The sequence below is a fragment of the Vibrio sp. Vb1755 genome (assembly GCF_033338635.1).
GTDB lineage: Bacteria > Pseudomonadota > Gammaproteobacteria > Enterobacterales > Vibrionaceae > Vibrio > Vibrio alginolyticus.
In genome coordinates, this window is record NZ_JAWOTA010000015.1 from 95446 (window position 1) to 108751 (window position 13306).

General features: G+C 45.3%; 15 protein-coding genes and 2 tRNA genes. 12 read left to right on the plus strand and 5 right to left on the minus strand.

The genetic code is table 11. From position 1 onward, the window contains the following. Positions 1-61: 61 nt before the first annotated feature. Together R7E00_RS14485 and R7E00_RS14490 are read right to left on the minus strand one after the other, a co-directional pair. Positions 62-1168 carry a PilT/PilU family type 4a pilus ATPase gene (locus R7E00_RS14485; RefSeq protein WP_005381016.1) on the minus strand — a complete coding sequence of 369 codons (1107 nt, stop codon included), beginning with the start codon at positions 1166-1168 and terminating at the stop codon, positions 62-64. 30 nt (positions 1169-1198) lie between these two features. Beyond that, a complete protein-coding gene (locus R7E00_RS14490) occupies positions 1199-2239 on the minus strand; it encodes a type IV pilus twitching motility protein PilT (RefSeq protein ID WP_005381015.1) in 1041 nt (346 codons plus the stop codon). Positions 2240-2267: 28 nt separating this feature from the next. Between R7E00_RS14490 and R7E00_RS14495 the strand changes: the two genes are divergently transcribed. The 7 genes from R7E00_RS14495 to hemW all read left to right on the plus strand — a co-directional run bounded on the left by R7E00_RS14495 (position 2268) and on the right by hemW (position 7326). Further along, a complete protein-coding gene (locus R7E00_RS14495; protein ID WP_005384521.1) occupies positions 2268-2969 on the plus strand; it encodes a YggS family pyridoxal phosphate-dependent enzyme in 702 nt (233 codons plus the stop codon). Between the two features lie 159 nt (positions 2970-3128). After that, a complete protein-coding gene (gene proC, locus R7E00_RS14500; protein WP_005381013.1) occupies positions 3129-3947 on the plus strand; it encodes a pyrroline-5-carboxylate reductase in 819 nt (272 codons plus the stop codon). Between the two features lie 52 nt (positions 3948-3999). Next, on the plus strand, positions 4000-4557 hold the full coding sequence (locus R7E00_RS14505; protein WP_005381012.1) for a YggT family protein: 558 nt from the start codon (positions 4000-4002) through the stop codon (positions 4555-4557). Then, entirely contained in the window at positions 4557-4847 is a 291-nt protein-coding gene (gene yggU / locus R7E00_RS14510) for a DUF167 family protein YggU (RefSeq protein ID WP_005393980.1), read from the plus strand. Before R7E00_RS14505 ends, yggU begins: the two co-directional genes overlap by 1 nt. Before the next feature lie 129 nt (positions 4848-4976). After that, on the plus strand, positions 4977-5408 hold the full coding sequence (locus tag R7E00_RS14515; RefSeq protein WP_005381010.1) for a DUF4426 domain-containing protein: 432 nt from the start codon (positions 4977-4979) through the stop codon (positions 5406-5408). A 118-nt stretch (positions 5409-5526) separates the two neighbouring features. Next, positions 5527-6129 carry an XTP/dITP diphosphatase gene (locus R7E00_RS14520; protein WP_005381009.1) on the plus strand — a complete coding sequence of 201 codons (603 nt, stop codon included), beginning with the start codon at positions 5527-5529 and terminating at the stop codon, positions 6127-6129. An 18-nt stretch (positions 6130-6147) separates the two neighbouring features. Beyond that, on the plus strand, positions 6148-7326 hold the full coding sequence (gene hemW / locus R7E00_RS14525) for a radical SAM family heme chaperone HemW (RefSeq protein ID WP_017635577.1): 1179 nt from the start codon (positions 6148-6150) through the stop codon (positions 7324-7326). Between the two features lie 90 nt (positions 7327-7416). Here hemW and glsB read toward each other — a convergent pair whose 3' ends face one another. The 3 genes from glsB to trmB form a co-directional block, all read right to left on the minus strand. Next, positions 7417-8337, minus strand: coding sequence for a glutaminase B (gene glsB, locus R7E00_RS14530; protein ID WP_005381007.1), 921 nt, complete (start codon positions 8335-8337; stop codon positions 7417-7419). Between the two features lie 98 nt (positions 8338-8435). Next, entirely contained in the window at positions 8436-9464 is a 1029-nt protein-coding gene (locus R7E00_RS14535; protein WP_053304146.1) for a TRM11 family SAM-dependent methyltransferase, read from the minus strand. Between the two features lie 17 nt (positions 9465-9481). Beyond that, positions 9482-10201 (minus strand): tRNA (guanosine(46)-N7)-methyltransferase TrmB, encoded by a 720-nt coding sequence (gene trmB / locus R7E00_RS14540; RefSeq protein WP_238952120.1) that lies wholly within the window; start codon positions 10199-10201, stop codon positions 9482-9484. Between the two features lie 203 nt (positions 10202-10404). Here trmB and mutY point away from each other — a divergent pair, with 203 nt between their 5' ends. The 5 genes from mutY (at position 10405) to R7E00_RS14565 (ending at position 13305) form a co-directional block, all read left to right on the plus strand. Continuing rightward, a complete protein-coding gene (mutY, locus tag R7E00_RS14545) occupies positions 10405-11481 on the plus strand; it encodes an A/G-specific adenine glycosylase (protein WP_017635575.1) in 1077 nt (358 codons plus the stop codon). A gap of 19 nt (positions 11482-11500) precedes the next feature. After that, positions 11501-11773, plus strand: coding sequence for an oxidative damage protection protein (locus tag R7E00_RS14550; RefSeq protein WP_005381002.1), 273 nt, complete (start codon positions 11501-11503; stop codon positions 11771-11773). Positions 11774-11850: 77 nt separating this feature from the next. Continuing rightward, the gene (gene mltC / locus R7E00_RS14555) at positions 11851-12990 is read left to right on the plus strand and encodes a membrane-bound lytic murein transglycosylase MltC (RefSeq protein WP_005381001.1); all 1140 of its coding nucleotides are present in this window, start codon (positions 11851-11853) and stop codon (positions 12988-12990) included. Positions 12991-13090: 100 nt separating this feature from the next. Then, positions 13091-13166, plus strand: a tRNA-Phe gene (locus tag R7E00_RS14560). Positions 13167-13232: 66 nt separating this feature from the next. Then, positions 13233-13305, plus strand: a tRNA-Thr gene (locus R7E00_RS14565). Position 13306: the final 1 nt, after the last annotated feature.

The window sequence follows — 13306 nt, forward strand, 5'->3', positions numbered from 1 at the left end:
ACACTTCAAGCACAATGAAAAAAGGTTGGCTTCTGCCAACCTTTTTTGTTTCTGGATTGGATTAATCCATATCGATCTTAACGTTTGCCAAACTGCCCGTAGAGAATGCTTCACCACGCTGCGTTTTCAACATCAGGCGCAGATCATTTGCCGAGTCGGCACTATGTAGTGCATCCTCTTCGCTGATCTTACCTTGCATCACTAACTTATAAAGAGATTGATCGAACGTCAGCATACCAAACTCATTTGAGCGAGCCATGGTTGACTTCAACTCATGTAAATCTCCGCGACGAATCAAATCCGACACACGTGGGCTATTTAGCAAGATCTCAAATACACCATGACGTCCCTGCCCATTTTTATCTCGGATCAGCTGCTGACCAACCACGCCTTTTAGGTTCATCGACAAATCGAACAAGAATTGTTCTTTTTGATCTTTCGGTACCAAGTGAAGAATGCGCTCTAAAGCTTGGTTTGCATTGTTGGCGTGCAACGTTGCCATACACAGGTGACCCGTTTCGGCGAAGGTCATCGCGTATTCCATTGTTTCACGGCTACGGATCTCACCAATCAAAATCATATCTGGTGCTTGGCGCAGCGAGTTTTTAAGCGCAACTTCATAGCTTTCCGTATCTAACCCAACTTCACGTTGAGTCACGATACAGCGCTTGTGTTCATGCACGAACTCGATCGGATCTTCGACCGTCAAAATGTGCCCGGTTTTATTGCTGTTTCGATAGCCTGTCATCGCCGCCATGGTGGTCGATTTACCCGATCCAGTAGCACCGACCACCAGCACCAAACCACGCTTAGCTATCGCCAAATCTTGCAACACTAACGGTAACTTTAACTGCTCAAAAGTAGGGATATTAGTTTCAATACGACGAATCACTGCGCCTGGTAACTCGCGTTGAAAAAAGGCACTCACACGGAAGCGACCACAATCTCTCACAATGGCAAAATTCGACTCGCGACTTTTACGAAATTCCTGACGCCGATCTGGTTCCATAGCGCTGTCGAGTAATGCAGCCACATCACTCTCGGTGAGTTTTTCCCCTTGCGGACGCAATTCGCCATCCACACGAAATAGAATTGGCGCTCCAACCGTGATGTAAAGATCCGACGCTTTCAGCGCCAGCATGCCTTCGAGAAATTTATCTAGATCCATCTTCCGTATTCACCATTATCTGTATGAACGTTACGAGAATTGCTGCACTTCTAATCCGATCTTACTATCGACCTCTTCACGAGCAACCATGCCTTGCGCCATTAACTGACGAGCATTTTGCTCCATGGTTTGCATGCCGTGAGCCGCACCTGTTTGAATGATCGAATACATCTGCGCGACTTTGTCTTCGCGGATCAAGTTACGAATCGCAGGCGTTGCCATCATAATTTCATGGCATGCAATACGTCCACCACCATTACGCTTCAGAAGCTTTTGCGCGATAACCGAACGAAGAGACTCAGATAGCATCGAGCGAACCATATCTTTATCACTACCAGGAAACACATCGATAATACGGTCAATGGTTTTTGCCGCCGAGCTGGTGTGCAACGTCCCGAAAACTAAGTGACCCGTTTCTGCCGCCGTTAAGGCAAGGCTGATGGTTTCTTTGTCACGCATCTCACCAACCAGAATAACGTCTGGGTCTTCGCGCAATGCACTACGCAAAGCATTTTGGAAACTATGGGTGTCACGGTGAACTTCACGCTGGTTGATCAAACATTTATTGTTGTTGTGAACAAATTCAATCGGATCTTCAATTGTGAGTACGTGCTTGTTGTGATTACGGTTAATGTAGTCAACAATGGCTGCTAAGGTCGTCGATTTACCTGAACCTGTTGGGCCAGTGACCAGAACTAAGCCTTTTTCAGCGTTCGCAATTTTTTTGAAGATCTCTGGCGCTTCTAGCTCTTCCAGAGTTGGAATGCTACTTGGAATGGTACGGAATACTGCCGCACAACCGCGAGATTGGTTGAAAGCGTTGACACGGAAACGGCCAACGTTATGCAACTCAAAAGAGAAATCGACTTCGAGTTTTTCTTCGAACTCACTGCGTTGGGCATCGTTCATGATTTCGAAAACCAAACGATGCACTTCTTGGTGTGTAAACGCTGGAATGCCTAGTTTTCTCACATCCCCATCAATACGAACCATTGGTGGGACACCTGCAGAAAGATGTAGATCCGAGGCATTATGTTTTACACTAAAATCCAGTAACTCAGTGATATCCATTTAAAATCCTTAAGTCTAAAGTACAGCTATGAGTAGTATTCAACAAAATATTGAACATATCACCTCTCAAATTCGATATGACGAGCAAAAATGTGGTCGAACTCCAGAGTCAGTGCAACTTCTAGCGGTAAGCAAAACTAAACCTGTCGAGGCAATTCTCGAAGCCTACCAAGCGGGACAAACCGCCTTTGGTGAAAACTACGTTCAAGAGGGCGTCAGTAAAGTTCAGCACTTTGCCGAGCATTATCCAGATAATCGAATCGAATGGCACTTCATTGGCCCGATTCAATCGAATAAATCGCGACTTGTTGCTGAACATTTCGATTGGGTTCACACCATCGATCGAACCAAGATTGCTCAACGCCTGAATGATCAGCGGCCAAGCGAACTTAAACCGCTACAAGTTCTGATTCAGGTTAACACCAGTGGTGAGGCATCTAAGTCTGGTGTCACTGAAGCGGAAGTATTCGAGCTGGCGGAGTTGATTTCTCGCCTACCCAACCTCACTTTAAGAGGGTTGATGTCGATTCCTGCCAACGTGTCTGACTACGAATCACAACTCCGTGAATTTCAGAAGTTGGCTACGTTGAAGCAAACACTCGAAGCACAGTTCCCAGAAATCGATACATTATCAATGGGAATGAGTGGTGATATGACCGCTGCAATCGAAGCTGGTAGTACAATGGTTCGTATTGGAACCGCTATTTTCGGCGCACGAGACTACAGCTAAATCAACAAAACGCTCACTCGCGACATAAGTTATGTCGTCAATCGTTAGAGCGTAAATGCGCAATCATCTTACTCGCCAATAGGAGCAGTAAGTAACAGCGGCGCCATTATACACCTGAGCGCACAACAAATTCTAAATATCATGATGGAAATCAGACAAATGGAACATAAAAAAATCGCCTTCATTGGTGCTGGCAACATGGTGAGAGCCATTGTTTCCGGCTTGGTTGCTAACGGATACCCAGCGCAAAACATTACCGCGACGGCTCCTTCAGAGGCTCGCCGCCTTCTGCTAGAACAAGATTTTGGCATCCGTACCACCAGCGATAACATCCAAGCTGCGACCGAGGCGGATGTGGTGGTATTGTCTGTAAAACCGCAAATGATGGCTGATGTCTGTAAACCACTGCAATCGATCGATTTCACTAATAAACTGGTGATTTCTATTGCCGCAGGCATCAACTGTTCACGATTGGATGATATGCTAGCCACCAAATTGAACTTGGTTCGTGTTATGCCAAATACGCCATCACAACTTGGGTTGGGTATGAGTGGGTTATTCGCACCAACTCATGTAACCGAGCACGACAAAGCTTTTGCCGCAGAGTTAATGGAAGCGGTCGGTAAAGTATGCTGGGTTGAGCAAGAGTCTGGCATCAATAATGTGATTGCCGCAGCGGGCAGTGCTCCAGCATACTTCTTCCTGTTTATGGAAGCGATGCAAGCAGAAGCGATTGCGCAAGGCTTTGATAAAGAGACCGCTCGACTATTGGTTCAGCAAGCTGCACTGGGCGCGGCCAGTATGGTGGTTAGCAACCCAGAAACTGAGCTATCAACCCTGCGTGAGAACGTAACATCGAAAGGTGGGACAACGGCAGAAGCACTGCGTACATTCAACGAACATCAACTTTCAGATATTGTCGCTAAAGCCATGCAAGCTGCTGTGGCTCGCGCGGAAGAAATGGAAAAACTGTTTTAATTATTTGGATGAACTCCGTTTAGTATCATCCATCACTTGTTAAGGGTACCTTATGAATTCAATGAGTTTTCTCATCTCAACCCTATTTGACCTGTACATCATGGTCGTAATTTTGCGAATTTGGTTGCAAGCTGCGCGCGCAGACTTCTACAACCCATTCTCGCAATTCATAGTAAAAGCGACTCAGCCGGTCATTGGTCCATTGCGCCGCGTTATCCCTTCCGTGGGGAATATTGACCTAGCAACCGTGTTGTTTGCCTACGTGTTGTGTGTGCTTAAATTTGTCGTGCTTATCCTAATAGCTTCGAACGGTTCCGTCTCTTTCAGCGCTGACTTCTTATTCTTGGGCTTATTATCATTAATCAAAGCCGCAGGTGGCCTATTGTTCTGGGTACTATTGATCCGTGCAATTTTGAGCTGGGTAAGCCAAGGCCGCAGCCCTATCGAGTACGTATTCCATCAACTGACCGAGCCAATGTGCGCTCCAATCCGTCGTATTCTTCCGGCTATTGGTGGTCTTGATTTAAGCGTACTGGTGTTATTTATCGGCTTGCAGTTCGCGAACTTCTTAATGGGCGATATCATTGGTCCAATTTGGTTCCAGCTATAATGTCAGCTGCAGTTTGGCAAGATGGTGAGGACATCATCCTGAAGCTCTATATTCAACCTAAAGCTAGCCGCGATAAAATCGTTGGCTTGCATGGTGAAGAGCTAAAAATCGCCATTACTGCTCCACCTGTCGATGGCAAAGCTAATGCACACCTAACTAAGTTCTTAGCCAAGCAGTTTAAAATCGCTAAGGGCTTGGTTCACATAGAAAAAGGTGAATTAGGACGGCACAAACAAATTCGGATAGAATCGCCTACCCAGATACCGACAGAAATTAAAGCCATCTTATGATGGCTTTTTATTTACGATTTTGTACCACACTTACTAATACCAACGACTGAGTACGCATTTTTTACCCCCCTGATCAAGGTAAAATTGCAGCTATGGTTGTTTTATAACAAGTGCTTTGAGGAAGTAACAATGAGCAAATGGATTACCGCATTACTGATTAGCCTGTTGTCGTTACCAAGCTTCGCCGATCAGTTTAAAAATATGAAAGATATCGAAGTACACTATGTCGCGTTTAACTCAACATTCCTAACACCCAAAGTCGCACGTAGCTACGATATCAAACGTAATGGATACCTCGCTGTGGTTAATATTAGCGTGTTAGATAGAGCTTCATTGGGTAAGCCAGCATTAGAAGCAAAAATTGCTGGACGCGCGAAGAACCTTATCGGCCAAACTCAGACCTTGACCTTTCGTGAAGTCAAAGAAGGCAATGCGATATACTATTTAGCCGAACTGCCAATTACCCACGAAGAAACTTTTACTTTCGATATTGACGTAAAAGCTGGAAACAAAGGCTCAGGTAAGCTTAAATTCACCCAGAAGTTTTATGTTGAAGAGTAATTGGGTTGTGATGTTCCAAAAGCTTTTGGATCTAAGCAGGCTAAAAACCACTTATTAGTTAAAGAATATCTAGAGGAGAACGATTTGTTCTCCTCTATCACTATTAAAAGAGATTCCCATGAAAAAAATTGTGCTAGCAACTGGTAACCAAGGCAAAGTTCGTGAAATGGCAGATTTATTGTCTGACTTCGGCTTTGAAGTATTAGCGCAAAGTGAATTCAATGTATCGGAAGTAGCTGAAACGGGTACAACTTTCATTGAAAACGCAATCATTAAAGCTCGCCATGCCGCACAAGAAACAGGGCTTCCTGCCATTGCAGACGACTCTGGATTAGAAGTCGATTTCTTAAAAGGCGCTCCGGGCATTTACTCTGCACGTTACGCAGGCGAGAGCGCATCTGATCAAGAGAATCTAGAAAAATTGCTAGCGGCAATGGAAGGCGTACCAGAAGCAGAGCGTACAGCACGTTTCCACTGTGTATTAGTCCTCATGCGTCACGAGAACGACCCAACGCCTATCGTCTGCCACGGTAAATGGGAAGGTCGCATTCTAACTGAAGCTCACGGTGAAAATGGTTTTGGCTACGACCCAATCTTCTTTGTTCCTGAAGACAACTGTGCGTCAGCCGAACTTGAACCTGCACGTAAAAAACAACTGTCTCACCGCGGTAAAGCGCTCAAGTCGTTGTTTGCTCAACTGTCTGAGCAAGTGTCTCAGTAATCACGAGCGAATTAGACCATGTTAACGCCCCCAGCACTCAGCTTGTATGTACACATCCCGTGGTGTGTGCAAAAGTGCCCGTATTGCGACTTTAACTCTCACGCGCTCAAAACCGAGATTCCAGAAGAAGAGTACATCAGTGCCCTTTTAGAAGATTTGGATACCGACATTGAGAAATACCGACTTAACGAAGCGCCACGTCCACTGCATTCAATCTTCATTGGTGGTGGTACGCCGAGTTTGATTTCGGCAGAAGGCATCGAGCGTCTACTTAAGGGCATTGAAGCGCGTATTCCGTTCAAGCCTGAAATCGAAATAACCATGGAAGCGAACCCAGGCACCATCGAAGCAGAGCGTTTTGTTGGCTACCGTAAAGCCGGGGTAACGCGTATCTCTATCGGCGTGCAAAGCTTTGAGCAACAAAAGCTTGAGCGTTTGGGGCGCATTCACGGCCAAGACGAAGCCGTCAATGCTGCTAAGCTGGCGCACCAAATCGGTTTGAACAGTTTTAACCTCGATCTCATGCACGGCTTACCTGATCAAAGCATCGAACAAGCCTTGGCAGATTTGGACAAAGCGATTGAGTTGGCACCGCCGCACTTGTCTTGGTATCAGCTGACCATCGAACCAAACACCATGTTCTACTACAAGCCACCAACGCTACCTGACGATGATGACTTGTGGGATATTTTCGAGCTCGGACACCAAAAACTTGCAGCCGCGGGTTATGTGCAATATGAAATCTCCGGTTACAGCAAGCCGGGCTATCAGTGTCAGCACAACCTCAACTACTGGCGCTTTGGTGATTACCTTGGTATCGGTTGTGGCTCTCATGGCAAACTCAGTTTTACCGACGGACGTATTATTCGAACGACAAAGGTAAAACACCCGCGAGGCTATTTAGCGGCTTATCAAAATATGGTCAAACCTTATCTGCATACGGAACATGTCGTCGCGGATGAAGATCGTCCATTCGAGTTCTTTATGAACCGATTCCGCTTAATCGAAGCCTGTCCGAAGCAAGATTACGTGGACACCACGGGCTTACCACTTAGTACGATTCAAGAAACCATCAGCTGGGCGATAGAAATGGGCTACCTGAGTGAAACGCCTACCCACTGGCAAATTACTGAAAAAGGGAAGCTCTTCCTCAATGATTTGCTCGAAGCCTTTATGGCCGAAGAAAGCGAAGAGTAACGCAACCCCAAAACAAAAAAAGCCTCTCAATTGAGAGGCTTTTTATTTAGAAACTGTGCCGTCCTAAATAAGGTTGACACATTTCTAACATTAGAAAATTGAACGGCCAATTCGCTCTGAGAGCAGCTCAAGCGCCTTAGTACCCGCAAGCGAGTTACCTGAAGGATCAAGCTCTGGAGACCATACTGAAATGGTCATTTCACCAGGTACTACCGCGATAATGCCACCACCAACACCAGACTTACCAGGCATACCAACGCGATAAGCAAACTCGCCCGCGCCATCATACAAGCCACACGTTGCTAACAGTGCATTAAGTTGTTTGGTTTGCACAGGAGAAACTACAGGCTTACCCGTTTGTACCGATGTGCCCTTGTTTGCTAAATAGCTAAACGTTTTAGCCAAATCGACGCAACTCATCTTCAGCGCACAAGCGTGGAAGTAATTTTGTAGTACTGGAATCACTTCATTTTCGAAGTTGCCAAACGAACGCATGAGATATGCAATCGCCGCATTACGATCACCATGCATCATTTCGGATGCCGCAACGACTTTGTCATACACAATATGGGTATCACCAGAAAGCTGACGCACAAATTCCAACAGGCGCTGACGAGGTGCAGATAAGCGAGTTTGTAACAAATCTGCCACTACTATCGCTCCAGCATTTATAAATGGATTACGAGGAATACCTTGCTCCATTTCTAGCTGGATTAGCGAATTAAATGCCTGCCCCGAAGGCTCTTTTCCCACTCGAGACCAAATTTCTTCTTGCTTGTACAAGCACATCGCTAACGTCAAGCTCAATGCTTTTGAAATAGATTGGATAGAGAAAGGTTCATCGGCATCACCCGCCTTAATAACCTCACCTTCGTTGGTGTATACCGCAATACCTAACTTGTTGCTGGGTACTTTTGCCAGAGCAGGAATGTAATCAGCCACTTTACCTTGGCCGATTAAAGGGCGTACTTCCGCCAAAATATCTGTCAAAATTTCCACTGTCGGTTTCATTCTCTACCTTCTATTTACAAGAGAACTCGTTGAGCTCAGAGGTAAAAAAAGCCAACGTGTCGTTGGCTTTTCCATAGGGTTCGTTCGACTCAAGTCGATTATGGTTTTACTGCCACAATAATATTGCGGTTGATAGATTGATCAACACGGTGAAGATAACCGATGTAAGGCTCTTCTGAAAGTACCTTCCAACCTTGCTCTTCAAATAATGCCGCGACATCTTTCCATTTCAATGTGAATTCATTGAAAGACAACACCACTGAACCTTGCTTTTTCAATACCACTTTCCATGCAGGCAGAGCCTCTTTTAAAAGCTCTAGTGGACTACGGTTCAGTTTGCTGTCCTTGGCATTTTTGCTGCCGTGCTGCACGCCATAAGGCAAGTCAGACACCATCACATCAACTGAGTTCTTTTTCACGACTTGATCAGCGATACGAGTATCAGCCGAATACAGCTTCATAAACTGAAGATTGCCTTGGTTGTAATCTTCTTTATTTGCTGCAGCTTCAACCACGAAACCATCCGCCACTTTCTTGCCACCCGCAGTGCGCTTTTCTTTGCTCACTTTGTGCTTAAAGCGGCCATTCTTCATGAACTTAACAATAAAGGTCTGGATCTCTTGCACCCACTTGGCGTTGATCTCAACCCCTACCACGTTCAAACCGTGGATCAAGCCTTCAAATAAGGTTGTACCTTTACCACACATTGGATCCATTAAGGTCAGTTGTTCACTTCCCGTATTGGACGCACTAATGCCGATATTCACCATCAAACGGGTAAACTGCTCGTTTGTTTTCCCGGTGTAGCGCAAAATCTGACTCATACTTTCCGGGAAAGTGTTAAATACGGGCGATTGAACTGGTCGAAGTAAACCATCTTCGCGCACTTCAAATAGCGCATAGTAAATCGAAGAGGCTGCGATTCTTCGCGCCTGCTCATCGGTTAGCGCTTCCTGACAAGAAAACACCAACGCAGCAGGTAAGCCAACGTCTTTACTACCAATTTCTGTCACATCCACGCCTTGTGAAGCTAAAATTGCTTTTAGCTCAGAACAGGCAATGGTCATTGCGCTATCAAAGTAAATTCGGTTATGACCCGGATTCGCTAATATCGCGTAATGGTACATCCCATGAACTCCTCTGGTTACGCAATACGCTTATATTTGATATCCCAAACACCGTGACCAAGACGGTGACCACGAGCTTCAAACTTCGTTAGCGGGCGATCGTCTGGACGAGGAACGAAATCACCATCTTTAGCAATGTTTTCGAAACCTGGCGCTTGGTTCATCACTTCAATCATGTGCTCTGCGTAGTTTTCCCAGTCGGTCGCCATGTGGAAAATACCTTCATTAGGGATAAGCTTCTCACGCACCATTTCCGCAAAACCTAATTGAACAATACGACGCTTGTGGTGACGCTTCTTATGCCAAGGGTCTGGGAAGAACAATTGCAGTGTCGATAAGCTGCTATTTGGGATCATGTGTTCGAATACTTCTACCGCATCGTGACACATTACACGCAGGTTAGTAATTCCCGCTTCGCGAGCATCGGCAAGACAAGCACCAACGCCTGGGCTATGAACTTCGATACCGATGAAGTTTTTCTCTGGCGCGTTCTTTGCCATTTCAACCAATGAAGCACCCATACCAAAACCGATCTCAAGCACTACTGGGTTATCGTTGCCAAATACCTCTTTCCAATCGAGAAGTTCAGCTTTGAAGTCAATACCCATCGTAGGCCAGCATTCATTCATCGCGCTCTCTTGACCTTTAGTCAAACGCCCTTCACGGCGTACAAAGCTGCGGATTTTGCGGATCAGCTTTCCGTCTTCGTTGTATTCGTTAGTGGTTACTTCACTCATTGATTTTGCCTGCACATTGATTAATCAAAGCGGGGATTATCCAAAGAATTTACTTAGGTGCAAGTATTTGTTGAGCTCTTGGTCTATGGCAACCCAAAAGCAACGAAACACCTCTTTATATCCCTACTGTTTATCCGTTGTACTTCTTGCCCATTATGTGGTGCAATTTTGCACCTAACCAATAATAGAATACAGAGCAAGTCGTGACACCTTTCGCCAGTGCCATCCTAGAATGGTATGACGCATATGGAAGAAAAGATCTTCCGTGGCAACAAAATAAGACCGCATACAGTGTCTGGTTGTCTGAAATTATGCTTCAGCAAACTCAGGTCACTACGGTTATTCCGTATTACCAACGTTTCTTGGAGCGCTTTCCAACCGTAATCGATCTTGCCAATGCTGAGCAAGATGAAGTCCTACACCTTTGGACTGGCTTAGGGTATTACGCCCGAGCCCGTAACCTTCACAAAGCAGCACAAGAGGTCGCCTCTACATACAATGGTGAGTTTCCTCTTGATATAGAGAAAATGAACGCCCTACCGGGGATTGGTCGCTCTACCGCTGCCGCCATTTTATCGTCTGTGTATAAACAACCACACGCGATTCTTGATGGTAACGTGAAGCGCACCCTATCCCGCTGTTTCGCAGTTGCAGGATGGCCAGGACAAAAAAAGGTTGAAAACCAGCTGTGGGAAATTGCCGAAACGCATACCCCACAAACGGATGTAGATAAGTATAACCAGGCAATGATGGACATGGGCGCAATGGTCTGCACTCGCAGCAAACCCAAATGTAGCCTCTGCCCTGTTGCTGACCTGTGTGTGGCAAAACAACAAGGTAATGTGCTCGACTACCCGGGCAAAAAACCGAAGAAAGATAAACCAATCAAGCAAACTCGTTTCGTGATGCTTCACCACAACACCGAAAATGGTCATGAGGTGTGGTTGGAGCAAAGACCACAAACAGGCATTTGGGGTGGCTTATTCTGCTTCCCACAAACCGAACATGTGGATGCAGAAAGCGACATTGAATTGCTACTGGATCAACGCGGCATTCAAGCCAGCAATATCAAACAGAAGCAAACACTGATTACCTTTCGTCATACATTCAGCCATTACCACCTAGATATCACGCCAATTTTGATTGATTTATCAAAGCAACCGGACGTGATAATGGAAGGCAACAAAGGTCTTTGGTATAACTTATCTAAACCTGAAGAAGTCGGTTTAGCCGCGCCAGTAAAACTATTGCTGGAAACGCTACCCCACGAACTTCGTTAATTGAATACAAGGAGTCATTATGAGCCGCACTGTATTTTGTGCTCGACTAAAGAAAGAAGGCGAAGGTCTAGACTTTCAACTTTACCCTGGTGAACTAGGTAAACGCATTTTCGACAACATCTCGAAAGAAGCGTGGGCTCAGTGGCAACACAAACAAACCATGTTGATCAACGAGAAGAAACTCAACATGATGGATCCAGAACACCGCAAACTGATCGAAACAGAAATGGTAAATTTCCTCTTTGAAGGAAAAGACGTTCATATCGAAGGTTACACACCTCCGAGCGAATAAAGTCGCTTGAGTTAAACAATGACATCACAACCATTTGTGGTGTCATTTTTCTATTACCTTCAATAACTCTGATACTTATGAAAAAAATTGTCTTTATTGCTGCCGCACTTTTAATGGCAGGCTGTAGCCGTGAATTCGTCGAAAAGATTTATGACGTCAACTACGAGCCAACAAACCGTTTTGCCAATAACTTAGCTGAGCTACCAGGACAATTTGAAAAAGATACTGCGGCGCTAGATGCCTTAATCAATAGCTTTTCAGGCAATATTCAAAAGCGCTGGGGTAAAAAAGAAATCAAGTACGCTGGCAAGAGTAATTACGTTAAGTACATCGATAACTACCTTAGCCGCGCCGAGGTCGACTTTCGCAAAGGCGTGATCACGATAGAGACCGTATCACCGACCGAGCCCCAAAAACACCTAAAAGACGCGATTGTCACCACCTTATTAACACCAGACGATCCCGCGCACGTCGACTTGTTCTCCTCTAAAGGTATCACGTTAGAGGGGCAACCATTCCTGTATAAACAAGTTGTCGACCAAGACAATAAGCCAATTCAATGGTCTTGGCGGGCAAACCGATTTGCGGAATACCTCATCGCAAATAAAATAAAAACCAAAAATGTAGATTTCAAGAAAGCGTATTATGTCGAAATTCCCATGGTTGAAGACCACTTTTCAACACGCAGCTACCAATACGCCGATATCGTGCGTCGAGCTTCCAAGAAATACGACATTCCAGAAGACTTGATATACGCCATTATTAAAACCGAGAGCAGTTTCAACCCATACGCGGTAAGTTGGGCAAATGCATATGGCCTAATGCAAGTTGTACCTAAAACCGCGGGACGAGATGTGTTCAAACTCGTGAAAAAGCGCTCGGGCCAACCAAGCCCTGAATATTTGTTTAATCCAGAAAACAACATAGATACTGGTACTGCGTATTTCTATATCTTAAAAAATCGTTATTTAAGAGAAGTCCGCCACCCTACCTCTCTCGAGTACAGCATGATTTCAGCTTACAATGGCGGTACTGGAGGAGTTTTAAACACATTTCATCGCAGTGATCGCAAACGCGCAATGCAAGATCTTAATTCATTGCAACCCAACCAAGTTTATTGGGCGTTAACCAAGAAACACCCGAACGCAGAAGCGCGTCGCTACCTAGAAAAAGTTACAAATTTCAAAAAGGAATTTAACTCGAAGCAAACTTTGTAGTGACAGTTGAATAAAAAGCGTTCGAACAACCACTTTTTTGAAATTATTTAAAAAAAGTGGTTGACGCAACGCGGGAAAATCCGTTTAATAGCGCTCCGTTGCCCGGATAGCTCAGTCGGTAGAGCAGAGGATTGAAAATCCTCGTGTCGGTGGTTCGATTCCGCCTCCGGGCACCACAATTTGATTTGTTGGTGTCTTAACGAAATGTTATAACACGGACAAAAGCACAAAGAATAAAGTGTGCCGACTTAGCTCAGTAGGTAGAGCAACTGACTTGTAATCAGTAGGTCACCAGTTCGATTCCGGTAGTCGGCAC